Genomic DNA, 24,581 nt, shown 5'->3' on the forward strand with positions numbered 1-24,581 from the left:
CCTGCAAACTTGCGAACCGTGGTCACCCATCAAGACGCTCTCGACCCTTATCAGACTTTGGCGCAAATCGGGTCCAAGGTCCGCTTCCAGCCTTTTGAGGACGGTCATTTGGGCTGGGCCCAGAGGAGCACAATGGCTTCAAATCCCAACGGATGAAAAGTAACCTTCCAAAAAAATTCATTGCCCTAACGAATAAAAAAACTCTTTGCGAATTCATCAATCATCGAAATATCAGATGCTTGGAGTTCAAGATTCGCGGCTTCAAGTAGATCGGCAAGGTGGTTCGTATTGCGCGGCCCAGGAATTGGCACAACGTTCGACCCCCGAGATCGAACCCAGCTCAGCGTGACAGCGGTCGCTGAGACGCCATAGCTTGATGCAATTTCTTGGATGCACCCGTGAAGTTTTTTTGGTGCCGACTGCTCGGGGTTTTCGAAGGCTTTTATCTGCGCCCGATAGTCGTCCGCAGTTCGGGCAGCGCGAGCAGTCTGCCAGCTCAGTAGCCCACGAGCGATCGGTGCATAGGCCATGAAAAAAGAACCCATGTCTCCGACCTCCTTAGGAGCGGACCAGAGATCTGGATCACTCAAAATAGAAAGTTCATTTTGAACCGCCGCGATGGTGCAATGTGCTGCCACTGGTTTGATGCGATTAATAGGGGTACCTGAAAGACCAAAAGAGGCAACTTTACCTTCTTCTATGAGATTTTGCACAGCGCCCGCTACCTCCTGATCATCCACATCTGGATCAGGACGGTGTTGGAAAAGAAGGTCTATTCGTTCACGACGCAAGCGGCCCAGCGACGCTTCTACGGATGCACGAATTGAACTGGGTCGGCTATCCCGCACAAGTTTATTGTAATTGTTTTCCGAGAGGCCGAATTTTGTCGATACGGTTATGTCAGCCCTTGAGCCAAACACTTCACCGATCAATTCTTCGTTGTTGCCGTTAGCATACAATGGCGCCGTGTCGAAAAGTCGAAAACCAAGGCCTGCTGCACCATCCAGCACATTGCGTGCATCAGATGCAGCTATGCGGCCATACAGACCAGAAAGTGCCATGCAACCAATACCGATGCGAAGAGGCCCGGCGACAGTTGCTTTCTCACAGGCAAGATCTTGTGGAGCTGCTTTCATTTGCCAGAAGCGACGCGCATAGCCAACTCCATGGATTGCTCCGAGTTCGCCGACGTGAGAACGTGATGCTCTGGAGCCAGCTTCATTAACACTTCGGCAACCGCTTCGTCGGCTGCGGCCCTGAAAACATGATCGTTATCCCGGCCTGGCCCAATCGGTATGTTTATGTCAAGTCTTGTCACAAAGATGAGATCATACTCTTTCACCCAAGCTTCGCAGATGGCTTCAAGGCGACTCAACCGATCTTGATCAATTGAACGGCCTGTAGTGCGCAGAGCCGCGGTCAAATACCCAAAGGCGTCGGGAACAGGTCGGTCAATAAGGATAACGTTAGCTTCAAGCGCGGCAACGGTTTCAAGACGGATTGCTTGAGCGATTAACCAAGCTGTACTTTCAAACGTGTGGTTTCTCAGGATTGGAAATCCTGCGGCGAGCGCCTCAGCTGCACTATCGTGTACATAAGCCACGTTAAGACCTGCATCGATCATACGTCGCTCCAAATCCTCCATGAAAGTCGTTTTCCCCGTGGAATGGGTCCCAGCGACAGCGATTTTTACTGTACGGGTCACAGAAGCGATCCTTGTCTGACGTTTATTATGTCAGCATCCATCAAGACGCTGTCTCTCTCAGTCACCGACAAAGGTGTCAGCAAGCGTTCCAGTAGGATTGCAGACATAGCAGCATCGTATGGGGCCGAGTGCGCCGCACCTCCGCCGACCGCTTTTGACGCGGCATCTTTGAGGCCAAGCGCGTCGCCGAGCCGCTCCAAGCCGAATTTTTCTTGGTATGGCAGAAGCCTTCGCGCTACTTTCAACGTATCGTAAGCCGCTGCTGGCTTCCAGCCTGGTAAGACTTTGGAAAGAGCCTCTAATTCGACCCGAACATTGTGTCCAACAATTGGGGCGCCCTCAAGCCAAAGTAAGATGTCGTCCACGACGTCATCAAATGGAGGCGCGTCGGCAACATCCTCATTAGTAATTCCATGTATCCTGCTAACTATGGGAGTAATTTCGAGCTCTGGCCGGAACTGCCAATGCTTTATTCTCCCTGTCAGCCGCAGTCCGTCCATTTCAACGATCCCCAACTCAATAATTTCGGGTGGGGTAGCGCCATTGCCCTCTACATCGACGGCCCACATACGTTTCATTAAGTCCATCCTTCTTCGGCGCGTCCATGGCGACCCGGAAAGTGCGGGTGAGCGCGGTCATGCACTTGAAAGCCAGTCGCATGTTGAACAAAATATCGCTGTTGCTCCGTGCTGTTTCCAACGACGATGTGGCCTGGAAAAACCTCTATTCCATCCACCTCAAGACCCACTTCCTTGGCAAAGTTTAGCAACTGAAGTTGGGTTGGAGGCTTGTGGGCTGCAGTACAGATTTTGACCTGATCAGCCGGACAAATATCACAAATGCGTTCGATCCCAAGGTGACCGTTGTAGTCATGAACCCCATGCGCATACGCTACTCCGCAAGATGTCTTTCGAAATATTGGCGTGTTGCTGAAAGCCTTGAGAATGCGGTCTTCGACTTCTCTCGGAAAAATTTTTCGCCGAGGCACCATCTCATAAAGATCAGGCACATTTACCGAACGAAGATAATCTCTGATCTGCTCCCTATGGAAAAGGCCTGTGAAAACCGTTGCATCTGCAAACTGGCTCATGGAGTGGGCTTCCGCGATCAAGTCGTCGGTGTCATTCAGCCCTTTAACAATTGGTCGCCAGTAAAGAATTCGACGTGTGCGGGAAGCAAAGGCTGCGAGGGTCTTTAGAGATTTTTGTGCAATTGAACTGTCGATGGGTTCGATGCGCGGGTCAGAAATTCCAGACCAAGTGACCAATATCGTAACCTTGAGGTTCTGTAGCCGTTCCAAACGGGCCACATCGTCCTCCAAGACATGCCATCTGGTGATTACAAGCATGTGGTTCGTCAAGCCAAGTTCATCCAGCAATTCCAAGGTCCGGTGAAGATGATCCTTCACTCTTGGAAGGAAGGGGTCCGTTGCTCTGTTGAAAATTTGCAACGGAGTATCATGAGCACGGAAAGCCGGGTGGCGAACAAGCTGGTCTACAGCCTGCTCATCTGACATTATCAGATGCGGTCGCTTCATTTCATAATTGTTAAAAAGATGTCGCACGCAGTATGCACAATCGAGCGGGCAGCCTACGATATGATTGAGGCTGAGGCCCGATTTTCGGTATTCAATGACATTTTCAATATCTTGAGGCAGATTTTCTGGGGCAGATCGAAGGGTGGCCTTCGCATAACTAATATCTGGTTCAAACGGCATTTTCTCTTCTCAAATAATCTTTTCGAAGCAGTTGTCACGAGAGATACGATCCAATGAAGGTTCCCCCATAGGTGGAGACCGTACGAAGTACTCGCGGATAAAGAAATGGCAAAAGTCCAATATTTTGCAAGTGGCATCAGCACACCTTGTCGAAGTTCTTGGGCATAAGTCCGTCGATGCTGGAGGCTGGACGTCAAGGAAGCCGGACCCACGTTGGCGCAGCACCCGCCAAACTGAGTAAACTGTCAAAAGACCATAAGAAAATTCGAAAACCAAAAAGCTTAATCAGGCTTAATCCATCTGCCAACCGCACGCCTCTACTTTGCATGCAACTGCGACTTTGCGAAGTACAGGTTTCGGCAAAGCCGACTTTCGCTGCAAACGCTCCACACAATATCTCGCGTGCTGAAAGCAGACATTGGTCGCCATGTGGTCCGCCAAGTCGACCTTTGTGCCCGCGCCTTCTATACGCACCCTTTGACTGGGAAGAGAAAGTGGTGCAAGGATGTGTGGCTGGCCCCGAACGTTTTCGCTTGTGAGCATGCTCCGCAACTATTGCAGCGAGGAAGTCGGGCGCATTTGCCAAGAAGTAGTCCTCGTTGAGTCCGACCTTCAAGAGACAGTTTGAATATTGGCGATAAAAAAAAGAAATCGGTCCACTTTGCCCAAAAGGATGAATGAGGATCTTCTCAGAGAGATATCCAAGCAATACCTGCTCCCTTTATTTTCGGGCGCGTCTTTAGACGCGTCCTCTGAAAGTTCAAGCACCTCAGAGGCGACGGTTGCTTATCTCAGCCCCCAGAAGATTGGGTTTAAGGTAAACAAGTCAGATATATACCGGCTAGTATTTCGAAGGGATCAGCCTTTCGCACAGAAAAAGGACCCTGCCCGAGAAATTCGGGTGGTTGAAGCCTTTTCAAGTATCCTTGCTGAGATGAATGACGAGCTGAAAGGAGACCTCAAGAGTGATCTGCTCTCGACCTTCCAAAGGCGAGTAGTTGCAAGAGCGGTTTCCGAAGAATCTATCGAGGTGCAGGTTCTTAGATTGCTCGATCAGATGTCGAGCTGGTCGGCGCGACTTTATGAAGGTACGCCAATAACCTGCGCGATAGGCATCGATCCCTCTGCGAATGGTGACAAAGATATCAATTTCGACCTATTCGTTTCGAATGACGTCGGCGCGGTTCTGTCTAACGGATACAACAGCATGCTGACATTCGATGAAGGTCTGAGTTTCACTCAGCACCTTTCTCTAAACCAGAAGGCCCAGACTGCTCCGGCAAGTCCTTTGATGCAATCGGCAATCTCTAGCTGGACGGCAAATCGAGACGGTAGGGTTGCCGTCGCACTCAATGGGTATGGAGAGTTGCTTGTCTTTCGCGATGGGCAGCTTCTTTTCTCAAGACGGAATGGAATTTGGCATTTCCTAACTCACAGTCCGATCTTGGGTCAAATGGCTGTGCCGCGTGATCCCAAGATCCGTGGGGCCATATACGAATCTGTTCTCGACGCCTCGTTTGGGAGACGAGGTGCCTGCCTAGGCATTGTCGGTTCCAGTCAACGAGAGAGTTGGCACTCGCTGGTATCCGAATTTGACAGGCTGGACCTTAGGACTTCGGAAAAAACGAAAGCGCTTAGCGCCGTTGTTCAGGATCGGCCCTTCCACGAACTGGACCGTACGCTTAGGAGTGAGTTGCTTTCAATAGACGGAGCGACACTCTTGGATCACAAGGGTAATGTGCTGGCAGTCGGCGCTATAGTAATGATCAGCAATACTGGCGATGGCGGCGGCCGGACATCGGCCGCCCAAGGGTTGGCAAGGTACGGTCTTGGAATCAAAATCTCGCAAGATGGAAGCATAATAGGCTATAGACCTAAATCGAGCGGAAGTTCTAAAGTGTCGCCTGCGTTTAGGTTAATGTAGGACATAGCGCAAACTTCATTCAAGTTCAGCTAAAGGGATGTGCCGTCCGAAGCTGTTAGCTTTGCATTCGCTTTGCTTCAATTTTGCCCGCGGTGTTTAGACCACGAGAGGCATTTCTGTTAGTCCAATACCAACCGCGCATGGATTGGAAGTCGGGGGCTATCTCAACATGAGCAGCGCCGAAGTGAGTCTGCTCGTCACTCGGTTTTGGCGCCGGTGTCTCGTTCCTGAAAACGTACGTGAGCGTGAACCGGCCCGTATCACGATCTTTTCTCGGCTCGACAACAAGTGTGTTTGAGGTTGAGTAGCGGTCATCAGAATCGAAACGGATGAAGAGCCGGAACCAGTTCTGAACGATCTCAAATTCTCCGGGCACCGGTGTTCTTATGGTCTGTAGGTCAGTGTTCGCAAAATCCGGATGGTACGCGGCCATCGCGGCGATGTTTGAATGGATTTCAGTTCCCCAACGCCCGTTTAGATCGGGGAAGACCCACCTGTTTAGTTGCGGGATACGAGCCCAGACCTTGCGCCACAGAGGGGTTGCTCCGACCACTAGACTGATGAGACCGAAGGTGGCCGGTGTCGTATAGATTACACGCATGACTTCCGAGGCCGTCTCCGGTCGGATCAGCACCGCGTTGACGGCGAGGCTCACCCCGAACAGGATGAACAGGACCCAAATCAACGCTATTTTGTCTAAAACTCTGTACAACCGCTAGAATCCTCAAGATCTGGTTTGTTTTCTGCCCGCCCATCCTATATGATGTAGGATAACATGTCACGAACTCGGTGGGTCCTATGTCAACGATGAATGCCCATGCTCTCTTTCTCGGCGCGAACACGACCGCGTCCTACCATCAGGCCATCTTGCTGCCAGATGAGACGCGCCGCACATTGTTACAGGCCGACCGGAAGCTTCGCGCCGCCATACGCCGTGACGCCGCCGAAGCCGTTCAGTTCGGCAAACAGATGGCACTCGCCACCGACGCCTATCGCGCCTCTAAGCAAGCGCCGCCGACACTTGAAGTTCGCTTCCTTCTCCAAGGGGGCCTTGCCTATGACACCGCTGTCGAACCGGCCATCATACCGCCGCAGCAATGCGACCGCGACACGGGCGTCTACGTCAAGACTTCGTTCTTGGCCCGTCAGGAACCTAGTCTTGCCGCTAAGAAGTTCTTCGATCTGGTCGAGAATGCCATCAAGGCTCTGTGTGATGCCGAAGGCTGGACGATTAAGAAGAAGAGCACCTGCGTGCGGGTAGAGCTCAACCCGTTCATGCATATCGATTACCCGCTCTACGCGATCCCCGATGATGCCTTCGAGACCTTGGAAAAGAGCCTTCGCGATGCAACCGGCGAAACATTGGTGAACGCCGCATCCCAGATGCTCACTCTGATGGACCGGCATCGCACTCTTCGCATCCCCTCAGACCGGATCATGCTCGCCCACCGCGAAGAGGGTTGGGTGCAGTCCGATCCCCGCGCCCTTCATGACTGGTTCGAAGAACAGTTCTCACGCTACGGGCCACAAGTCCGGCGCCAGAGCCGATACTTCAAGGGATGGCGCGATTTTGCCTTCGAGCAAGACGGGCCGTCTTCGGTTGCCCTTATGGTCTGTATCGCCAACTGCTACCGCGACGGCCTTGTCTCTGCCGACGAGACGCGAGACGACTTGGCCTTTCATCAGGTCGCCGGTGCGCTTTCCGATTTGATGCGCGATCCGATCCAGAACCCGGTCTTGGACGTGCCGAGCGCCCTCAATGACTGGGACGACATCGAGCGTGCCCGCTATCGCAGCGCCGCGAACCAACTGCACGATACTGTAGGAACAGCGCTGAACGGGCATTACTTGCGAGACCTTACCGTACAGCGCCTTCAAAGTGCGCTCGGGCGGCGCGTGCCGAACCGGCCCGATCTTGTCAAAGCTCATAGCAAGGTGCCCGAGATCGCCGCCCCTGCGACGATTATCTCCAGCGCACCGCTCAAGACCACAGCGCGCACGACTTCGGGGTGATGGACGCTTGGGAGCGCGTGCGTGAGGTTCTTGCCGGACACGGTTTTACGCTCGTGCCCGGGTCCGGGCGGGATCGGTATCAGGGCCAGATTAAGGTTGGCTCGGTGCCAGTATCCTTAGAGATCGAGATCGCCGATTACGACTTTCTTGACTTGCCGAAAGTCCGCGTTCTAAAGCGCGAAGCTCTTCCTAAGCGCCTCACCGGGCATATCGTTAGTGACGGCACCCTATGCTACGCGGACAAGGCTACGTTCTTGCTTGACCGCTACCAGCCAGATCGCAGCGTTGTATCCTGTCTTGAGCAGGCCCGCACAACTCTCAACACGTTACTTCACGGCAACCCTAGCGTAGCCTACATGGCTGAGCTGGCTGCCTATTGGAGCGCCACGCCGTATTGCCTTGTTGATAAACAGTCGGGCTTGACACGCTGTGTGTTCGGGGTTTGTGCGTTTCGGAACGGTCCGCAAATCCTCATCGCAGGAAAAAACGAAGAGCGCCTTCAAGCTTGGACTAAAAAGGCCGGAGGGACATTCACCAAGACCTTCGAAGCGCCTGTTGTACACGCTATTGATGCAATCCGACCGCCATCTTCCGGGACGCTTACGCTGGAAGGCGTGACCGACTGGCTTCAGCCGCAAACGGGAATTGCACGATCATTAATAGATCTTGGCATTGGTAAGGGCAAGGAAAGACCTGCGCTCTTGATCGCAGCTTCGAATGCGATCATTGGGTTCCGCGCGGAAAAAACCCCGCTTATTAAGAAATCGGAGCAAGGGGGATTTCGGGCGTCTGCACTACCCGGTCTCTGGAAAAAAGAGGCCGGACGAGCGCGCTTGGAGACCTTCCACTGCGTGCCTGCCAGCCATGATGAAATCACGGCACGTAATCTCGATATGGCCGCGCCGCTGACAGGACGGCGGCTGGCCATGATCGGGTGCGGAACCATTGGCGGCTATCTCGCCCGTGCGCTTGTGCAGCTTGGTGCGGGGCAAGGTACGGCGTTGCTGCTTATCGACCATGATAACCTCAAGCCGGAAAATCTCGGGCGGCACATCCTGGGCGCTCGCCATCTTTGGCGAAATAAAGCCGTGGCCTTGATAGACCAACTCGGAAGCGATTTTCCGGATGCAAAGCTTGAGGCCGTCGCCGCGCGCGCGCAGGGCACTTTTGACCGGCTTGCAGGCTATGATCTGGTCATCGATGCAACGGGCGATGAACAGTTCTCCGATGCGCTGAATGCATTCGCGCTTTCGCGGATCGGAGCCGCTGAACGCTTTCCGAAGACGCTTTTCACCATGCTCTTTGGCAACGGATTGGCCGCGCAAAGCTATCTCGCAAGATGGGAGACGGGGAAGGCCTGCTATCGCTGTCTCAAGCCCCGTTTCGAGGGCGAGTGGCGCTTTAACCCGCTTAGGCCAGAGTCCAAGGAAACTGGTGTTGCTGTTCGTCCGTGCGCTCAAGGCTCATTCGTCCCCTATGCGGTTCCAGCATCCATGCAAGCAGCAGCGCTGGCCGCTTCCCACGCAAGTGAAGTCTTCTTGGATCGATACGATTATGATTTGCGTACGGTTCGGGTAGACCCATCAGCTACGGTCCAAGTTCCATTCAGGAACATTGAACGAGCAAAAATCTGTTCAGCTTGCTCTACTTGAGTCGAATGCCCCCTGAGGGCCGTCCGCTTTTGGGAACAGTTTTGTCCCACGGCACCACCTTCAGCTAACAATGCCGCGTGAAGCACGAACGGCAGTATGCGGGATCGATCATCAGCGCTTGAGGGCAGCTTAGTGCCGTTCTCACGCGTCTTTCAGGCGCATAGATCGAGGATGCTGTACCAGTCCAAGCACTACAGATAACCCAATCATGAACGAAGTTGCGAGTCCACTAGCGTGGCGACTTTGGCCTGCCGACGGTAAAACTGGTAGCCACCATAATTCGCGCCCGTAGCGAATGGCCGACCTGACGGGCCGCGCCGCAGCATAGCCTACCGGCATCGGGCGGCAGCTCTGGGTCGGTTATACCCAAGCAGCCCAACGTCTTGGGCGTGTTGCAAACCATCTCAGTGAATGGATCTTGGTGGCAGGATGTCGTCGGTATCGAGGTTGAGCGCGCTGCGCCAGAGCGGGGTCTTGAACACATGACACACGTGCCTTCTAGTGCCGTCTTCGCGGGTCTCGATCAGCAATCCCGCCCATTCGAGCGGCCGCAGCACGCAAGATGAGAACGCAGCCATCTCTAGCCACCCTGCGGTGCGCCAATCTTGCGGCTCACCGTAGAAGGTTTCGAACAAGGCGGCCTCGGTCGTGCCATGATCGGCCTCTACGTTGATCACGTTCAGCCAGACGTCCCATTTTCCGAACGGGCGGTTGTCGAAGCGCGCATAGGACGCGTGATCGATCCGGAGAACGAAGTATGGGATCAGCTCAGCAAACAGACGGCCAGGGGCTTGCGCCATCTCTACACCACGCTTGGTCAGCCGAAACTCACCCTTGTAGTGACGTCCCAAGCGCAGCGAAATCAGCAGGAAATGCAGAACCTCAAGCGGGGGAAACTCATATTCATTGATCACCTTGTTGTAGCGGAACATCTCTTCGGCGCTTTTACCGGGCCAGTCGAAATGCTCGACGGCCCAATGGACGAAGATGCGCTTGAAGGCTTTGGTTTTGGTCATACCGATTGATCCATGCTCCTGTGCATATTGCAGGGTCAGAAGAGCGCCCCGAAGTAGCGGAGAATGCACGAGGTCAGGATGGTCATCGGCGAGAGTGCGGAATTCGATCATGGCAGGACGTTGCCACAGGCCGCGCTGCAGTTCCATACGGTCCATATAGAGTGAATTAACGCGTCACGAGATTTTACTCTTGCCGCGCATGGCTTTTAAGACGAGCCGCTCTGCGGCTTGTCGGCTTATCTCCGAAAGACAGTTGTGGGACGTCCCATCTCTTTTTTATGAGGAGTGCCGCCACGGCTACCTGACTGCAGCACATGGCGCGCTTTGACGTTACCAAGCTCCCATAGATGATCCTCGCTCCGACCAATATCGCCGCCAAGCTCCTCTCCCCCATGCCTCATCCATGCTGACAAAGCGCCTCACCACGTCTTCCTATTACGGTCCTTCAGCACGCTCGATGCATAAAAAGTGTCAAGGAATAGCGCCCGGCGCTCTGGGGTGGTCCATGACTGCGATCCGCATGTCTAGACGAAGTGACGATGCGCCTGACATTGCGTTACGGTGCGAGCGTTTCTCCCGGCCTGCTCTCGTGGTTCCGTTTTGACGTTTCTGTTTATTTTTTTGGCATTTCAGATCGACAATGTTTCCATCAAAGTCCAGAAAAACGTCATTTCCGATTAATTTTGTCAACTTAAGGTAAACTTAGCGACAACCTTTCATGCCCATGCTGGGCAATTTCAGGGGCATTTTGCCCTCAATTCGCGACGCAAAGGTTTCCCACTATTCTCATCAGGTAAACCTTTGGCAACCTTGCGCACCTCTTATGTTGGGACCCGGCGAGGAACAACGCTCCAGCCATTCCTCGCAGCGGATTCACACCGACTCCTGCCTACGCCCTCCTAGCCTCACAGATACGCCGCAAAAGCTGCACGCGCCGCAGGGTCGGAGCGGGGTCGCGGTCCAGACTGATCATCCGCAGGAATTCGACCCAACTGCGTTCGTTCTCAGTGAGATCTTTCATCTGTAGCATCTCGCTCACCTCCCGAAGATCACATTGAGGGCCGCCTGCGCGCGGCTGGTCAGGCGCGGATCGCTGTTGTCAGAGGCGTCGCGGATCGCCTTGATCCAGCCCAGTTCGTTTTCTGTGATGGGTTCACCGAAGACTTCGATCAGCGCGACCGCGGCGGTCCGGCCAATCGCTTGCTCCAGCCCGAGGCGCATCAAGAATGCCGGGTCCACCTCCAAAGCACGCGCCATGGAGGGCACACGGTCAAGCGCGAGCTTGCTGGCACCACTCTTGATCATGCTGATAACATTCGGGTTCACGAAACCTGCCTGCGCGGCGATCTCGGCCTGCGTTTTCCTGGTTCTCAACTCTAAAATGCGGCGCTCGACAAACTGCGCCAACTGCGTGCCTTCATGCGGTTTCTTGGTCATCTTTGGGTCTCTCTCAATCTGATGCGCAGCACATGCTGCTGAATTCATTATAGAAATATATGAATGGGGCTGTTCGGCAGGATGAGAAAACGCGTGAGGCTCCGTCTCCTTAGTTTAATGGAACATGGCCCGAATGTGATCTGGAGAAAGTCGGACTTCAGAGCGTTTTGGGGAGAGTTCATGCGGAATGCGTCAGCCTGCCGCATTGGTCCTCGGCGCTTCGTTCTAAGTCCACAACAAGGAAACCGTCAAAGAGGGAAAACGTAAAATGTTCAAAGGCCTAGGAATTTCAATTGGTATCATTTGCGCAGGAATGCTGGGCCTACCTGCGCTTATACTCGCCGCTCTTTAACACTGTTGACGGCAGAAAGAATGGCATCCTCAATGTCGGCGTGACAACAGCTCCCGACTGCAGCAGCTCAAGTCGGACAAGTCAGTTCTAAGGTGTGCACCTTACTCAATGTCGACGCTGAGTTTTAGGTCGGGCTGATCGGACAGGTCGGACAAGCCGTTAAAGCAAGCGGTGAGTAAAAAGGGGACCCGACTGGACCGCTTGCTCTCTTCTCTTGGTCACATTGATCCGGTCAAAGGGTCTTGAGGTGATCGATGTCCAGCCCTGGATAGGCGATGGTATTTATCAACTCGATACGTTTCTCTAGGAGGCCCTGAGGGATCATGCCGTATCTCCCAGTCATGGAAGTGTCACCATGGCCCATCAGAAATGTGAACTCATGATCAAGGTAGCCTGCTCGCCGAAGTGCATCAGCTGCGCCATGCCTGAACGAATATTGGCTGTAACCGCGACCTTTCTTGATACCCAAGCCAGATAGATATCGCGAAAACATTCTAGAGAAGTCAGCCATCATCTGGCCCCTCGGATTTCGCTTCGCCTCTGGGAAAAGGCGCGTCTGCCCAGACAACTTGAGTCTTGAGTGATAGTCTATGAGGCCAAGCTCAAGTAGCTGCTCGTGAACCGGCAGGATGCGTCGCGAATTATCGTTCTTGACGCTCTTGTCGCCTTCCCCGTCGTCCGTGATGTGCATGATCCACTGACCATGCTCCTCTCGGAGATCATCAATCGCCAACTGCCCAATCTCGCCCGGCCTTGCCCCTGAAAATAGCATGATAAGCGGCACCCAGTATCGGTGATCCCTTATCATCACATTCCCAGGTTGTTTTATGAACCTTGGCTGATCATCTCTGCGGCACCCTGTAAACAAAGGTGACCTGAAGATTACATTTAACTGCTCGGCACTGAATGTAAGGGTCTTGGAATGCTTTTCCTTGTTGAGCGTCATGCCATCCACAGGATTTTGGTCCAGATAGCCGTGGCTAACAAGCCACCTACAGAACGCACCTAGACTTGATAGATGACGGTTAACCGTGCGAGGTGTGATCGTTGGCTTTCCTACCTGTGCATTGTGCTGCACGGTCTGCTCAAAGGACATGCCTCTGAACACCTTACTTTCGGCGGCTTTGACTGGATATTTGAGGAGCAGCGCCTTCCATTCACGCACGTTCTTTTTGCTGATCAGTTTCACTGGATACGTGCTGCCGACAAATTGCGCGAACAAGCCAATATTCCGGCGCGCTTGGTTTAGCGTGTCAGCCTTCACCTGGTTGGGATTTTCCGCCGAATAGAGCTCAAACACCTCGACAATACTCTCACCAGGTCCGGCCAGCACTCTCGCGCTTCCACTTGCCGGTTTCACGATCGGGTCTAGCGGGACGCCACTGTAGTCGCCTTCATCGCGCTCTTGTGCGCGCCTCAGCGCCTCTATCTCGGCGCGCATCATCATTCTGGCGAGGGCTTTTCTGTCAGGGGAGCCGCGCGTCAAAACTAGCTTGTTCCTCGCCAGAAACGCATCGACCTCATGCTCGATAAGTGCGGTCTCTCCGGTAGCCAAGTGCTTACGCAGAGCTGACAGCTTGGCTTTACGCGCCTTGGCATCGACACTCTTCGCTCCTCGCAGGCAATCTTGGAGAACCTGCACCTCAAGCCCGGCATCGAGAAGTGCGAGCGGGTCATTTATGTCGATGCTTTCTTTCTGGACGTAGCCAACAGCGCGCTCAATCGCTTCATCAATGTCATTCTGTGTCGGCAGGTTCTGGCGGCGCGCCTCGTCACGCTCAACGCTATCGGTATAATGCTGCCACACGGCGAGTTCTAAATCAGCCTCAACGAGAGTGCGCTGTGCGCGAAGTAAATCGAACTCTCGCTGCCATTGCTGGATCACAGGCCACAAACACCGCTTTGCGGTAGCCTCATCAGAGGTCTTCAGTGACTTCTTGAGGGTTGTCTTACCTACAACCGATACTAGGTCGCTCGGGACATCCATGCGCGCATAATAGACCGCGTTACGGCGCCACAAATACGTTTGTCTGCCCATCTCCGAACCAGCCCTCCGGAACACCACTCCGGAACAGTTCTAGATAAATAAATGAAGCGAAGGCAATGGGTTATTTGAAAACAAGCACTTAGAAAAAGTTGGATTTTGTTCCTACCACCCCAGCCAGCTTCCTTAGACAGTTTGAAACAAAGGCCTCGGGGCCTCTCTAGGGCCAGAATTGCCCCCAATATTGCCCCTCCCTTAGGTGCCCGGTACCATGACCTAACTACGGTCATCTTTAGGGGGCTACCTTGACGGGCTTTAGAGCGGTGGGGGAACCCCCTGAGAGGGATAGTTTTCCTAGATAAGATAGTACCCTTATAATAGGTATAAGTAATGAATAAGAAGTAAGAAGAAGAAAGGGAAAGGAAGTCTAAGAAGGGTCTATACTAGGGTCTCTAGGTAAGGTCTTGTCTTCCCCAAGGTCTTGGCCTCTCCTGCTACCAGTTTACCCTAGGGCTAAGGTTCCCGAATGCCAAAGATAGATAACCCCAGACACTCTAGACCCTTAGACGTACACCGGTGGTCAGAGCACCCAGAGGTGAAGGTGTTGATTGTCACTGAGAACTGACCCGGCAACAGCAGAAATTGTCATTGAGAATTGACCCATGTGCAACCTTGCCCCGGCTTGAATCAGCTGGGGGCGCATGGAGTGATAGACATGGGATTTTTGAAAGTTATTCGGCGATGGGCGCTGCGAGAGAAGATGCCCATTCGCGAGATCGCGCGGCGGACTGGCGTGTCTCGCAACACGATCAAGAAGTATTTGCGGGAGGGGATTGTTGAACCTGCGTTTCAGGTGCCAGATCGCCCCAGCAAGTTGGACCCTTTTGCCAAGCATCTGACAGCATGGCTGACGACTGATCAGCGCAAATCACGCAAGGAACGCCGAACGGCGAAGCTGATGCACGCCGATCTTGTGAAGCTTGGATATGACGGTTCTTACGAGCGTGTTGCGGCCTTCGTGCGGGACTGGAAGGGTGAACGGCAGCGTGCGCATCACACGACGGATCGCGGGACTTTCGTGCCACTGGTGTTCGCGCCGGGTGAGGCTTTCCAGTTCGATTGGAGCGAGGACTGGGCCTATATCGGCGGTGAGCGCATCAAGCTGCAGGTTGCCCACATCAAGCTGTCACATAGCCGCGCGTTTCTGGTGCGGGCCTATCTGCTGCAAACACATGAGATGCTGTTTGATGCCCACTGGCATGCATTCCGCGTCTTCGAAGGCGTCCCTGGGCGCGGCATCTATGATAACATGAAGACAGCCGTCGACCGGGTTGGCGTCGGCAAACAGCGCGATGTGAATGCGCGGTTCCTGGCCATGACCAGCCACTACGTCTTCGATCCCGAGTTCTGCAATCCGGCGGCTGGTTGGGAGAAGGGTCAGGTTGAGAAGAGCGTGCGTGATGCCCGACATCGCCTCTGGCAGGTCGCTCCTGTCTTCCCAGACCTTGCTGCACTGAATGAATGGCTGGAAGACCGTTGCAAGCTGCTGTGGGCGGAGACGGCACATGGCGCACTGCCTGGCAGCATTGCTGATGTTTGGGGGGTCGAGAAGTCTGCCCTGATGCCCCTGCCCACGATGTTTGATGGCTTTGTCGAAGAGAGAAAGCGCGTATCGCCCACCTGCCTGATCACTTTCGATCGCAACCGCTATTCCGTGCCCGCCAGCTTTGCGAACCGGCCGGTGAGCCTGCGCATCTACCCCGAACGTCTGGTCGTTGTCGCCGAGGGGCATGTGATCTGCACGCATGAGCGGATCATTGAACGATCCCATCGTCAGCCAAGGCGCGTCATCTATGACTGGCGCCATTATCTGGCGGTCGTTCAGCGCAAACCCGGGGCGCTGCGCAATGGCGCGCCCTTCGTCGAAATGCCCGAACCCTTCCGCTTGCTGCAGGCGAAGATGCTACGACAGCCCGGCGGAGATCGAGAGATGGTCGATATCTTGTCACTGGTCTTGCATCACGATGAACAGGCGGTGCTCTGCGCAGTGGAATTGGCGTTAGAGGCCGGCGTGCCGACCAAAACCCATGTGCTGAATCTGCTCCACAGGCTGCTGGATGGCAAGCTGACTGACCAGCCAGACGTGAACCCTCCAGCCGCCTTGTCGCTGAGCCAGGAGCCCGAGGCCAACGTCGCGCGCTATGATGGGTTGCGCGCCCAGAAAGGAGTGCGCGATGCGTCATGATCCCGCAGGTGCTGCCATCGTCATCATGTTGCGCAGCAGAAGATGCCAGGCATGGCGCAGGCTGTGCAGGATTTGCATGAGCAAGGATCGCCCGCATTTGAAGCCGCCATGCCGATCCTGTCGCAACTGCTCAAAGCGGAAATGGCCGAACGCGAGGTGCGCTCTATCGCCTATCACATGAAGGCGGCGCGCTTTCCGGCCTATAAAGACCTCTCTGGCTTCGACTTTGCCGCCAGCGAGATCCGTGAAGCCTTGGTCCGTCAACTTCATCGTTGTGAGTTTATGGACGCGGCTGAGAATGTGGTGCTGATCGGAGGTCCGGGGACAGGGAAATCACACGTTGCAACGGCTCTCGGCATTCAGGCCATCGAGCATCATCGTAAACGCGTGCGCTTCTTCTCAACCGTCGAACTGGTCAACGCGCTGGAGCAGGAAAAGGCTCACGGCAAGGCCGGGAAGATCGCCGAGGCGCTGGTCAAGACCGACTTGGTGATCCTGGACGAGCTGGGATATCTGCCGTTCAGCGCCTCTGGTGGCGCGCTGCTCTTCCATCTTCTGAGCAAACTCTATGAACGCACCAGCGTCATCATCACCACCAACCTGAGCTTCAGTGAATGGGCCAGCGTCTTTGGCGATGCCAAAATGACCACAGCGCTACTCGATCGTCTCACTCATCGCTGCCACATCCTCGAGACCGGCAATGACAGCTACCGCTTCAAGGCCAGCTCCGAAACGGCAAAGAAAAAGCGAAAGGAGGCAACAGCATTGACGCCATCATAATCAGCAGATCATAACGACTGGGTGGGTCAGATCTCGATGAAAATGCCGGGTCAGTTCTCAGTGACAATCAACAGGTGAAGAGCTAAGGATTGCTAAAGACTGGGTGGATGAGCGACGCGGGCGGGATCGTATTACATTCAAAGGGATAACTGATCGGTTCGTTGCAGTTGGTATGAATAGAGAAGCAGCGCGGCAGGCCGCAAGGGCCCTTGGAGAAAAGATCCGGCAGTCGGTTGAAGATCCTGCAGACCGGCGACTGCCACTCCGAATTGCCGAATATCTGCGGCCTGGATACCCGCTTCTGAGAAATGGCTCTGTACTTTACGCCGTTGAGCGTTGAGCCCGCTCAGGGCCACCCCCCACCACCAGCTTAAAGCCCCCGCCACCTCACCTGACACCCCGTGAGCCAGTCCGCCCGCCACCCCCGGAGACGTCACCCCCGGCACCCTTCCTTTCTGTTTTTCTCGAAGAGTGCCCCCGGGTAATGCCCCGTTAGTGGCACTCGATCCCGGTTCTCGATGGGCTTCTTCGGCTTTGAGGGTCTCCTACCACCCCAGCCAAGTCTTCCCGATCCTTGATCCGATGAGCCGCGCGGGCTGTGTTAAGCGCAAAAGTGACCTGGTTACTGCCCCCTGACGGGTGGCTCGGTCGCGTCGGCGAGAGCCTCTCCCACGGGGACGTCAGAGGTAGTCCGGTAATTGGGGTTAGTAGGGGAAGACCCTAGGGGAATACGGATAAGTAATGGGAAGAGGGATAGGGGAGGTGTGGCGTAGGTGTGGGCCCAGTTTACTTAGGGGACACTTCTCCGAAAACTAGACGTATCCTTCGCCGCCGCAGTTTCTACAGCGCATTCTTTTCGAGCCAAAGCACCCACTGCACCGAGTATACTTCGTATTCCCGAACGGGTCGCGCCCCGCAATCACCTCGCCCCTGCCGCCGCAAATCTCGCACGCTATTTGACCGGTCGCATGGCAACGGGTGCATCTTCGCTTGTCAGGCTTTCCTTTTAAACGAGAATGATGCTCATCCATTCCTGATAACTTCCCAAGTTGACCAGTTATATTTTAGGAAAGCATAGATTGGCCCTTCTGTAACGCGAAACTGACTGTTGCGTGTGATCAGATCGGCTGGGTGACGCAACTGCAAAAGGTAAAGCAGGTTTCAACCGCTGCGCCTTCTGCTGTCACATGGTTCCGTGTCAGAGGTAGTCGGGATCAACCCCGTAGGCCCAATTCGCCCAGTCGTCGCGCTTGTTGTCCGCCTGTGAGCCGATCTCGAGATGCTCGGGTTTGATGCAGCTGCGGTTGAGGCACCGACGGCGGATGACATGGTCGCGTGTCCCCACCGCCATCGAAGACAACCGAATTCAATCAATCCAGAGTCTTCTGAAAGAAGGTGTGTGTCCGGCTTCGGTCGGCAGACAAGACAGGTGCAGCCGATTTTCGCGGCCCGGCGAAAAGATTGCAGCCCAGAGGCTGGCATATTACAAATTGTGACAACACATTGGTCACTCTGACCAAGTTCTTCAATTTGCGTCACACGACTTGGCGTTTCATAGGGAAGAAAGCCTCCGCTATGTCATCCATGCATTCAGAGATGCCCAGGTTTCTGGCGGAACTCATGCGCTTGCTTGAGAAGCCCTGCCTTGATCAAACTGGCGCACCGTCGGTTGCATTGGAACCGCAGTTGCAGGCAGGGCTGGCGTGGCTTCGGGACCTCGATTCAAACGAAGCGCGCCCTCTTGCAGATTTGATCGGGTGTTTGCTGATGCGGTTGGCGCAGGACAAGCTCGCGTACCGCATTGCCCTTCAGTCCGTCCAATTCGAACTGCAAACCCTAAGGCAAGCGCGCAATCTCGTCGATGAAACCCGGCTCTCCGGCGAGGCTCACGCCCTGGCCATGCTCTTGGCGCGCCTGCTTCCCGATTTGCCAGACGACATGCGCGAGGTGGCATTTTCCCCCGCCGAATACCTCGACCTCAATCCAGACGTGGCCGCAGCTGGCCTTGATCCTATGGAACACTATGTTTCAAGCGGGGCCATAGAGGGGCGCGCGCCCCGGCGTCTGACTGTGGGATCAACTCAGCCCAGCACCTCTGACCTGTGCAATAGTCTTTCCACGCTCGCGAATTCCTCCGTGGCACCACGCTTTTGCCGCGACATGCCCGACCTGCTGCGCAGTGAGGCGCTAAAGCTGCTCGGCGAGAAAAAGCCAAACGTGACCGTGATCTTGCCGACATGGAATCGGGCACACACGGTTCTGTCAGCGGTCGCTTCGGCGCTCTTGCAATCCTATACGCCAACGGAAGTGATCGTCATTGACGACGGCAGCACCGACTTCACCGTAGAGCTTCTTCGACAGCGCTTTCCCGAACCCATTCGAGAAGGTCGTCTCGTGCTCATGACCCAAGAAAGCTCTGGGGTCTCAGCCGCGCGCAACGCTGGTCTAGCACGAGCCCAAGGCGATTTCATCGCCTATCTCGACAGCGACAACCATTGGGAGTCCGACCATTTGCTCTATGCGTTAGCTGGACTGCTGGCCGTACCGAATGCGCAATGCGCCTATACTGCGCTCTGCAGGCACAACCTCTCGCACGGCTGGAGCGACATTCTCTTTCGCACATATGACAAAGCGGCTCTGATCGAGGCAAACTTCATCGACCTCAACAGCTTCGTGCATCAGCGCAGGCTCTATGAGACATGCGGAGGATTTGATACTGCTCTGACGCGGCTCGTGGATTGGGATCTGGTGTTGCGCTACACAGCCGATGTTGCCCCGGTCGCTCTGCCGGTCATCACCGGCCATCATGTTGTGGACACCGTCGGTTTGGACAACATCACCACACGCGAAAGCCTTGAACCAAATCTCGCGTATATCCGCGCCAAGCACAGCACTATTTGAGAGGCCCTGTGACACATTCTGAGGACGAGAACACACAGAGGGGGATCGCCGCGCTTGAACACCAGAACAGGCTTCTTTTGGCGCAGGTAGAGGGGCTACGCGCAACCCTCGCCATCAAGGATGATGAAATCACCCGATTGATCGGGCGCTTGCTGGAGTGCGAGGCGAGAATCTCGACACCGCCCGGCCTATGGGCGCGACTGCGCAATTGGCGGGACTGAGTCGTGCGGCTCTTGGTTGAACAGGGTGACATCGCTCGCGTCCGCTCCAGCGCGTTCTTTGATGCCCGGTGGTATAGTGACACCTATCCAGACGTTGCGCGCACGCCGCTTGATCCTGCATCGCATTTCGCGCGGATCGGGGCCTTTCTTGGCCGCGATCCGGGACCGCAGTTTTCATCACGGTATTACCTTGCAGCAAACCCGGATGTCGCTGCGGCGGGCTTGAATCCGCTTCTGCACTATCTCTCGACGGGCCACAAAGAGGGGCGGACGCCAAATCCCGGTGTCCTGCCGACGGGCCCAACGCCGCAGTTGCAACGACTCAAACACTTGCGCGACCTCCTGGAGACCGGCGGCTTGGACGCCGGTCCACGGGCCGCATTAAAGGACATGGCGGGAGGGCGTGACGGACCCGATGCCGCTGCCGGCGCGGCCGAGGCGCTTGCCCTGACGGCATACAGGTGCAATGACATGGCCGAGACCCTGCACTGGCTGAATGTCAGCCACACGATCAGCCGCGATGCCTTTGCCCGTCTTGCCCCTCTCATGGCCATTGCAACCGCGCGTACCGGGGACACAGCGGCGGCAGAGGCCGTGGCAAACACCGTCCCGCAAACTTCGGCGTTGCACCTGGCGCGCATATGGTGGGCCAAGACCGAGCCGGAAACCTTGGCCTGCCTCAATGCCGCATTGACCTCTGCAAGTCTCTCGCCCGTGGCAATCGAAGACGGCACGGGACACACGTTTGACCGGATTACCCAGAGCGTCAAAGTCGGACAAGCTCCCGATGATGGCCCGGTCGTCAGCGTTCTGATGGCTGCATATAACTCTGAGGATACGATTCCAACAGCCCTGCGCGCGATGCAGTCCCAAAGCTGGAGCGCGTTTGAGCTTCTGGTGATCGACGACGCAAGCACGGATACCACCCCCAAGATCGTGGCCAAGCATGCCGCCCAAGACCCTCGAATCCGGCTGATCCAACTCCCACGGAATCAGGGGGCTTACAGTGCACGCAATGCCGGTCTGGCTGAGGCAAAGGGCCATTTCGTGACCCTGCACGACGCCGACGATTGGTCCCATCCCGACCGTCTGCGTCATCATGTTGAATTTCTGTTGGCAAACCCCGGATATGTCGGGTGTCTCAGCCAACAGGCGCGCTGTGCCCCCGATCTGCGTATCAGTCGCTGGACTGGTCAAGGCGAAGCATTCTTTGAGAACATGACCTCGCTCATGTTGCCCACCAATCTCGTGCGCACATGCCTTGGGGGATGGGACGATGTGCGTGTCTCCGCCGATAGCGAATTGCTGCGCCGTGTGCGCCGATTGTTCGGAGCGCATGCCGTTGCCACCCTGAATAGCGGTCCACTGGCGCTACAACGCGCCAGTGAGTCCAGCGCCACCGCCGATAAGGCCATCGGCATGGGTTGGTTCTATTACGGAGCGCGGCGCGAGTATTTTGAGGCGCAGTTGCATCATCACGCCACAGCATGGCATCTTTGCTATCCACCAGACCGCACCCGACAATTCCCCGTCCCGACCATTCTGCGCACACGGCAGGATGAACAGAGCGAGACCTCGCTCGACCGTGTCTATGCTGGTCTTTTGACCGCGCAGAATGACGCCCTCGACATGTTGCTTGACTGGCTCAACGAGGATCGCGTCAAAAATCACAAAGTTGGTCTTGTGCCGCTCTACGCCACAACCATGCCGACTGAGGGCGGTCTTTCCATACATCCACATCTGCGCGACCTTATCGACGGGTCCAATCTACGTGTGCTCTGCTATGGTGAAACAGTGCAATGCGCGCGTTATATCCGCTTGCCCGGTCAGAGCGTCACAGAGCCCCATCGCTATCTTCCGACCGTCCACGAAGGTCATCGCTGCGTGCTCGCGCCGGGACAAGTCCCCAGAGATCAGTGATAACCTTTGCAACCGAATAAGAGGATCGGCGCAACGCCCCTGCCTTCGCTTCGGTTCAGAGGAACTGAAAATCGTCCACCGTCAGATCCGCCGCGGCGACGCCCTCGACCAGAACCTGATGGCGGTTGACGTTCAACTGCGCGCCTCCCGCTGTCTCCACAATCCCCAAAGCCGCTACGAAACCCGCAATCCCGTTGCCACCGTTGGTGATCTTCTCCGCACCTGTATCCCAAGCTGAAAGGGGCAATCTAGCGGTTGTTGGCCCACACAGGGCACGACTTCACCTCGTCCTGCACGGTGCCAAGGGATACGGGTTGAATCCACCAGATCAACTTGGACTACCCAAGTTGAACTTCCGCTTCCTGATGATCCATATCGACCTTGACGCTTTGGGTTCTGCCGTCCTTTGTCTCGCCAAAGTAGATCGTCTGATGCGGGAACGGAATCTCGATATTGCGCGCGTCAAAGACCTTCTTGAGCACGCCATTATAGGCCCGGCCAATGCCCCATTGCCGACCCGGAACGCATTTGATCCGGGCGCGCAGCATCACGGCACTATCCCCAAAGCTGTTGACGCCGAACCATTCCAGATCGTCGAGAATACCCTCGGCCTGAGCGGGATCGCCTCTGAGTTCGGCAAAGGCATCGAGCATCGCCTGTTTCACCTCATCGACATTCTCGCGGTACGCCACGCCCATGTCACAGACGAAATAGCCGTAATCGCGCACATAGTTCGACACCATGTCGACCGAAGAAAACGGGATGATGTGATAGACGCCCTGCACGTCGCGCAGGCTGACCGAGCGGATCGTCAACCGCTCGACCGTGCCGGTGACGCCCCCAACGGTGACCACGTCGCCCACATTCATCGCATTCTCGAACTGGATGAAAATGCCGGTGATGATGTCCTGCACCATCTTTTGCGCGCCGAAACCGATGGCGAGGCCCAGCACCCCGGCAGAGGCCAGAAGCGGCGCGATGTCGAGCCCGATTTCGGCCAACACGAACATCAGGGTGACAACGACGAGGGCAATCGTCGCGGCATTGCGCAAGAGCGTGAGCAGCGTCTGTTCGCGGGCGGTAGCCACCTTGCCGAATTCAGGGTTGAGCCGGTAATCCACCCAAGAGGTCAGCGCCAGCCACAGACCAAATGCCACAAGCAGCACCAGAGACACCGACAGCATCATACCCGTGAGACGCAGGCCGAACTGGCTTACCATCCAAGCGCGCACGTCGATCAGACCAATAGCGTTCACCGCAAGCACCACGACCAGACCAAAGATCATGGCGCGCAGCACAAAGAGCACCTTTGGCACAAAGGCGTTGAGCCGCCCTTGCAAAAGCGGGACGCGCGCCGACACCCCCGGCGGAAGCATCACACCGCGCACCATCGCTCGGCTGAGAAACCCCGCGACCGAAAACCCCAAAAGCCCGACGACAAGCACCTGACCAGACGCAAGAAACGTCCGGAATACCGCATTGCCCGGACTGAGCAGCACGATCACGAACATCGCCAATAGGTATCCAAGTGCAGGCCAATGCCAGTGCCGCGCGAGATAGGACAGCGCCCCACGTCCCCTGCGGCGCGGAGTGATCGGGCTTTCAGTCAGACCAAGGTCGTTCGTGTCCTGTAGGCTGGCCGCTACACGCGGTGCGCCGATTTCTTCGACCGCCTCAGGTGTTTGCGTTTCCGCAAGCCGCTTGCCAGCGAGATCTATGTCCCCTTCCCCAAGAAGCCAATCGGTCACTGTCTTGCGGTCGCGCAGTACCAGCCAGATAGCAAAGGTGAGGACGGTAAAAGCGATCAGCGCGGATACAGCCCGACCAGCGGCAAAGGACACGTTGCTGTTGATGATCGGCACGACCAGCAATTGACCATATCCTACAACCCCGACCATGAGGTTGATCCGCGACGACAGATAGCTTGCCGCCCGGTCGCTGATTGGCAGCGGCCTGAGAGATGTCGCCGAGGGCGACAGCACAAGTCTGACCGCGACCTTTGCCATTTCCACCAAAAGGAACGCGTTGAGATAGAGTGTCTGGCGGATGCCGATCTGTCCAAACTCGCCTAACGCCAAGGTTGCCAAGGCATATCCTGCGGCCCAAGCGGCAATGACAATCAAGGCGTCTATCACCGCAGAAATGATGAATAACATGACGGTCCGCACCATACCCCCGTCGCGCGCAGAGGCGCTCATCCGGGCGTAGAGTGATTTTCCAAGTCCCCGCAGCACAAAAAACGCAACGATGGTTCCCACGATCACCAGCGCCAGTTCGGCCAGCGCGTCGAGCAGAATACCGGCCTCTCCGCCGCTCAAACCATCAAGCACAGCGGGCGCACGCGCGACCTGTTCTGAGAGGCTCGCAGCCCACCCTGCGATATCTTCGGCAGCAGCTTGCGTGATCAATGCCACCCGGCGTCCAAAGGACAAATCCTCAGGTGGGGCCTCGCCTTGGGCCAAGGTGTCCACCACCTCATCCCCAAGGGGCGCGGCTTCGGGCACACCCACATCCCGGAGCCGCTCTATCAGGTCGGCCCTCGCGGTGTCGTCTTCAATCACGTCAAGAAGCAGGTCAACGCTCGAACGCGGCGCGCTGGAGTCCTCCGAGGTCGGCGCGGTTTCCTGCGCGGCGACCGCCGTAATCATCAAAAACAGTGCAACGAGAAAACTCGCAAAAAATCGTGCCATGACTCAAAGTCTCCATGTCCCATT

General features: G+C 55.7%; 19 protein-coding genes and 1 pseudogene. 8 read left to right on the forward strand and 12 right to left on the reverse strand.

Annotation, left to right across the window (positions count from 1 at the left end; translation table 11 throughout):
* Positions 1-185 precede the first annotated feature (185 nt).
* Genes ROS217_RS23385 through ROS217_RS04190 form a run of 4 tightly spaced genes read right to left on the reverse strand, consistent with a single transcriptional unit; the run spans position 186 to position 3,422 of the window.
* A complete protein-coding gene (locus ROS217_RS23385; protein ID WP_083781509.1) occupies positions 186-1,136 on the reverse strand; it encodes an aldo/keto reductase in 951 nt (316 codons plus the stop codon).
* Positions 1,133-1,705, reverse strand: a complete 573-nt coding sequence (locus tag ROS217_RS04180; protein WP_040650347.1) for an AAA family ATPase — start codon at positions 1,703-1,705, stop codon at positions 1,133-1,135. Before ROS217_RS04180 ends, ROS217_RS23385 begins: the two co-directional genes overlap by 4 nt.
* On the reverse strand, positions 1,702-2,283 hold the full coding sequence (locus ROS217_RS04185) for a 3'-5' exonuclease (protein ID WP_009816420.1): 582 nt from the start codon (positions 2,281-2,283) through the stop codon (positions 1,702-1,704). Before ROS217_RS04185 ends, ROS217_RS04180 begins: the two co-directional genes overlap by 4 nt.
* A complete protein-coding gene (locus tag ROS217_RS04190) occupies positions 2,283-3,422 on the reverse strand; it encodes a radical SAM protein (RefSeq protein WP_050766370.1) in 1,140 nt (379 codons plus the stop codon). The genes ROS217_RS04185 and ROS217_RS04190 overlap by 1 nt, the downstream gene beginning before the upstream one ends.
* Before the next feature lie 673 nt (positions 3,423-4,095).
* Here ROS217_RS04190 and ROS217_RS04200 point away from each other — a divergent pair.
* Complete coding sequence (locus ROS217_RS04200; RefSeq protein WP_009816423.1) at positions 4,096-5,346, forward strand: hypothetical protein; 1,251 nt, start codon at positions 4,096-4,098, stop codon at positions 5,344-5,346.
* Between the two features lie 55 nt (positions 5,347-5,401).
* Here ROS217_RS04200 and ROS217_RS04205 read toward each other — a convergent pair whose 3' ends face one another.
* Positions 5,402-6,058 carry a hypothetical protein gene (locus tag ROS217_RS04205; protein WP_009816424.1) on the reverse strand — a complete coding sequence of 219 codons (657 nt, stop codon included), beginning with the start codon at positions 6,056-6,058 and terminating at the stop codon, positions 5,402-5,404.
* A gap of 86 nt (positions 6,059-6,144) precedes the next feature.
* Between ROS217_RS04205 and ROS217_RS04210 the strand changes: the two genes are divergently transcribed.
* Complete coding sequence (locus tag ROS217_RS04210) at positions 6,145-7,359, forward strand: CBASS cGAMP synthase (protein WP_009816425.1); 1,215 nt, start codon at positions 6,145-6,147, stop codon at positions 7,357-7,359.
* Between the two features lie 17 nt (positions 7,360-7,376).
* Positions 7,377-9,011: a ThiF family adenylyltransferase gene (locus tag ROS217_RS04215; RefSeq protein WP_198134865.1), complete on the forward strand. Its 1,635-nt coding sequence runs from the start codon at positions 7,377-7,379 to the stop codon at positions 9,009-9,011.
* 404 nt (positions 9,012-9,415) lie between these two features.
* Here the strand turns inward: ROS217_RS04215 and ROS217_RS04220 are convergent, their stop codons facing one another.
* From ROS217_RS04220 to ROS217_RS04230, 4 genes are all read right to left on the reverse strand, one after another.
* Positions 9,416-10,138 carry a hypothetical protein gene (locus ROS217_RS04220; protein WP_040651086.1) on the reverse strand — a complete coding sequence of 241 codons (723 nt, stop codon included), beginning with the start codon at positions 10,136-10,138 and terminating at the stop codon, positions 9,416-9,418.
* Between the two features lie 778 nt (positions 10,139-10,916).
* Entirely contained in the window at positions 10,917-11,057 is a 141-nt protein-coding gene (locus ROS217_RS24305; protein WP_009816429.1) for a hypothetical protein, read from the reverse strand.
* Positions 11,058-11,062: 5 nt separating this feature from the next.
* Positions 11,063-11,464 carry a helix-turn-helix domain-containing protein gene (locus tag ROS217_RS04225; protein WP_009816430.1) on the reverse strand — a complete coding sequence of 134 codons (402 nt, stop codon included), beginning with the start codon at positions 11,462-11,464 and terminating at the stop codon, positions 11,063-11,065.
* Positions 11,465-12,048: 584 nt separating this feature from the next.
* Positions 12,049-13,854, reverse strand: coding sequence for a site-specific integrase (locus ROS217_RS04230; protein WP_040650349.1), 1,806 nt, complete (start codon positions 13,852-13,854; stop codon positions 12,049-12,051).
* Between the two features lie 661 nt (positions 13,855-14,515).
* On the opposite strand from ROS217_RS04230, the gene istA reads away from it, so the two are divergent.
* Both istA and istB read left to right on the forward strand, forming a co-directional pair.
* A complete protein-coding gene (gene istA, locus ROS217_RS04235; RefSeq protein WP_050766371.1) occupies positions 14,516-16,045 on the forward strand; it encodes an IS21 family transposase in 1,530 nt (509 codons plus the stop codon).
* A 42-nt stretch (positions 16,046-16,087) separates the two neighbouring features.
* On the forward strand, positions 16,088-16,825 hold the full coding sequence (gene istB / locus ROS217_RS04240; RefSeq protein ID WP_050766372.1) for an IS21-like element helper ATPase IstB: 738 nt from the start codon (positions 16,088-16,090) through the stop codon (positions 16,823-16,825).
* 1,198 nt (positions 16,826-18,023) lie between these two features.
* Here istB and ROS217_RS23395 read toward each other — a convergent pair.
* Positions 18,024-18,176, reverse strand: coding sequence for an HNH endonuclease (locus ROS217_RS23395; protein ID WP_009816434.1), 153 nt, complete (start codon positions 18,174-18,176; stop codon positions 18,024-18,026).
* Positions 18,177-18,421: 245 nt separating this feature from the next.
* Between ROS217_RS23395 and ROS217_RS04245 the strand changes: the two genes are divergently transcribed.
* Genes ROS217_RS04245 through ROS217_RS04255 form a run of 3 tightly spaced genes read left to right on the forward strand, consistent with a single transcriptional unit; the run spans position 18,422 to position 21,867 of the window.
* A complete protein-coding gene (locus ROS217_RS04245) occupies positions 18,422-19,726 on the forward strand; it encodes a glycosyltransferase family A protein (RefSeq protein ID WP_157046542.1) in 1,305 nt (434 codons plus the stop codon).
* A gap of 8 nt (positions 19,727-19,734) precedes the next feature.
* Positions 19,735-19,947, forward strand: a complete 213-nt coding sequence (locus tag ROS217_RS04250; RefSeq protein WP_009816436.1) for a hypothetical protein — start codon at positions 19,735-19,737, stop codon at positions 19,945-19,947.
* Positions 19,948-19,950: 3 nt separating this feature from the next.
* Positions 19,951-21,867, forward strand: coding sequence for a glycosyltransferase family 2 protein (locus ROS217_RS04255; RefSeq protein WP_009816437.1), 1,917 nt, complete (start codon positions 19,951-19,953; stop codon positions 21,865-21,867).
* 55 nt (positions 21,868-21,922) lie between these two features.
* On the opposite strand, the pseudogene ROS217_RS24015 reads toward ROS217_RS04255, so the two are convergent.
* Together ROS217_RS24015 and ROS217_RS04265 are read right to left on the reverse strand one after the other, a co-directional pair.
* Positions 21,923-22,096, reverse strand: a pseudogene (locus ROS217_RS24015) (calcium-binding protein); the annotation flags it as partial.
* A 109-nt stretch (positions 22,097-22,205) separates the two neighbouring features.
* A complete protein-coding gene (locus ROS217_RS04265) occupies positions 22,206-24,557 on the reverse strand; it encodes a mechanosensitive ion channel domain-containing protein (protein WP_009816439.1) in 2,352 nt (783 codons plus the stop codon).
* Positions 24,558-24,581 lie beyond the last annotated feature (24 nt).

It is taken from the genome of Roseovarius sp. 217 (assembly GCF_000152845.1).
Classification (GTDB): domain Bacteria; phylum Pseudomonadota; class Alphaproteobacteria; order Rhodobacterales; family Rhodobacteraceae; genus Roseovarius.

What these genes read in the sequence shown, in the direction of transcription:
- ROS217_RS23385 (WP_083781509.1), bottom strand. Translation starts at nt 1,136, where the DNA reads ATGAAAGCAGCTCCACAAGATCTTGCCTGTGAGAAAGCAACTGTCGCC.
- ROS217_RS04185 (WP_009816420.1), bottom strand. Translation starts at nt 2,283, where the DNA reads ATGAAACGTATGTGGGCCGTCGATGTAGAGGGCAATGGCGCTACCCCA.
- ROS217_RS04190 (WP_050766370.1), bottom strand. Translation starts at nt 3,422, where the DNA reads ATGCCGTTTGAACCAGATATTAGTTATGCGAAGGCCACCCTTCGATCT.
- ROS217_RS04200 (WP_009816423.1), top strand. Translation starts at nt 4,096, where the DNA reads ATGAATGAGGATCTTCTCAGAGAGATATCCAAGCAATACCTGCTCCCT.
- ROS217_RS04210 (WP_009816425.1), top strand. Translation starts at nt 6,145, where the DNA reads ATGTCAACGATGAATGCCCATGCTCTCTTTCTCGGCGCGAACACGACC.
- ROS217_RS04220 (WP_040651086.1), bottom strand. Translation starts at nt 10,138, where the DNA reads ATGATCGAATTCCGCACTCTCGCCGATGACCATCCTGACCTCGTGCAT.
- ROS217_RS24305 (WP_009816429.1), bottom strand. Translation starts at nt 11,057, where the DNA reads ATGCTACAGATGAAAGATCTCACTGAGAACGAACGCAGTTGGGTCGAA.
- ROS217_RS04225 (WP_009816430.1), bottom strand. Translation starts at nt 11,464, where the DNA reads ATGACCAAGAAACCGCATGAAGGCACGCAGTTGGCGCAGTTTGTCGAG.
- ROS217_RS04230 (WP_040650349.1), bottom strand. Translation starts at nt 13,854, where the DNA reads ATGGGCAGACAAACGTATTTGTGGCGCCGTAACGCGGTCTATTATGCG.
- istA (WP_050766371.1), top strand. Translation starts at nt 14,516, where the DNA reads ATGGGATTTTTGAAAGTTATTCGGCGATGGGCGCTGCGAGAGAAGATG.
- istB (WP_050766372.1), top strand. Translation starts at nt 16,088, where the DNA reads ATGCCAGGCATGGCGCAGGCTGTGCAGGATTTGCATGAGCAAGGATCG.
- ROS217_RS23395 (WP_009816434.1), bottom strand. Translation starts at nt 18,176, where the DNA reads ATGGCGGTGGGGACACGCGACCATGTCATCCGCCGTCGGTGCCTCAAC.
- ROS217_RS04245 (WP_157046542.1), top strand. Translation starts at nt 18,422, where the DNA reads ATGCCCAGGTTTCTGGCGGAACTCATGCGCTTGCTTGAGAAGCCCTGC.
- ROS217_RS04265 (WP_009816439.1), bottom strand. Translation starts at nt 24,557, where the DNA reads ATGGCACGATTTTTTGCGAGTTTTCTCGTTGCACTGTTTTTGATGATT.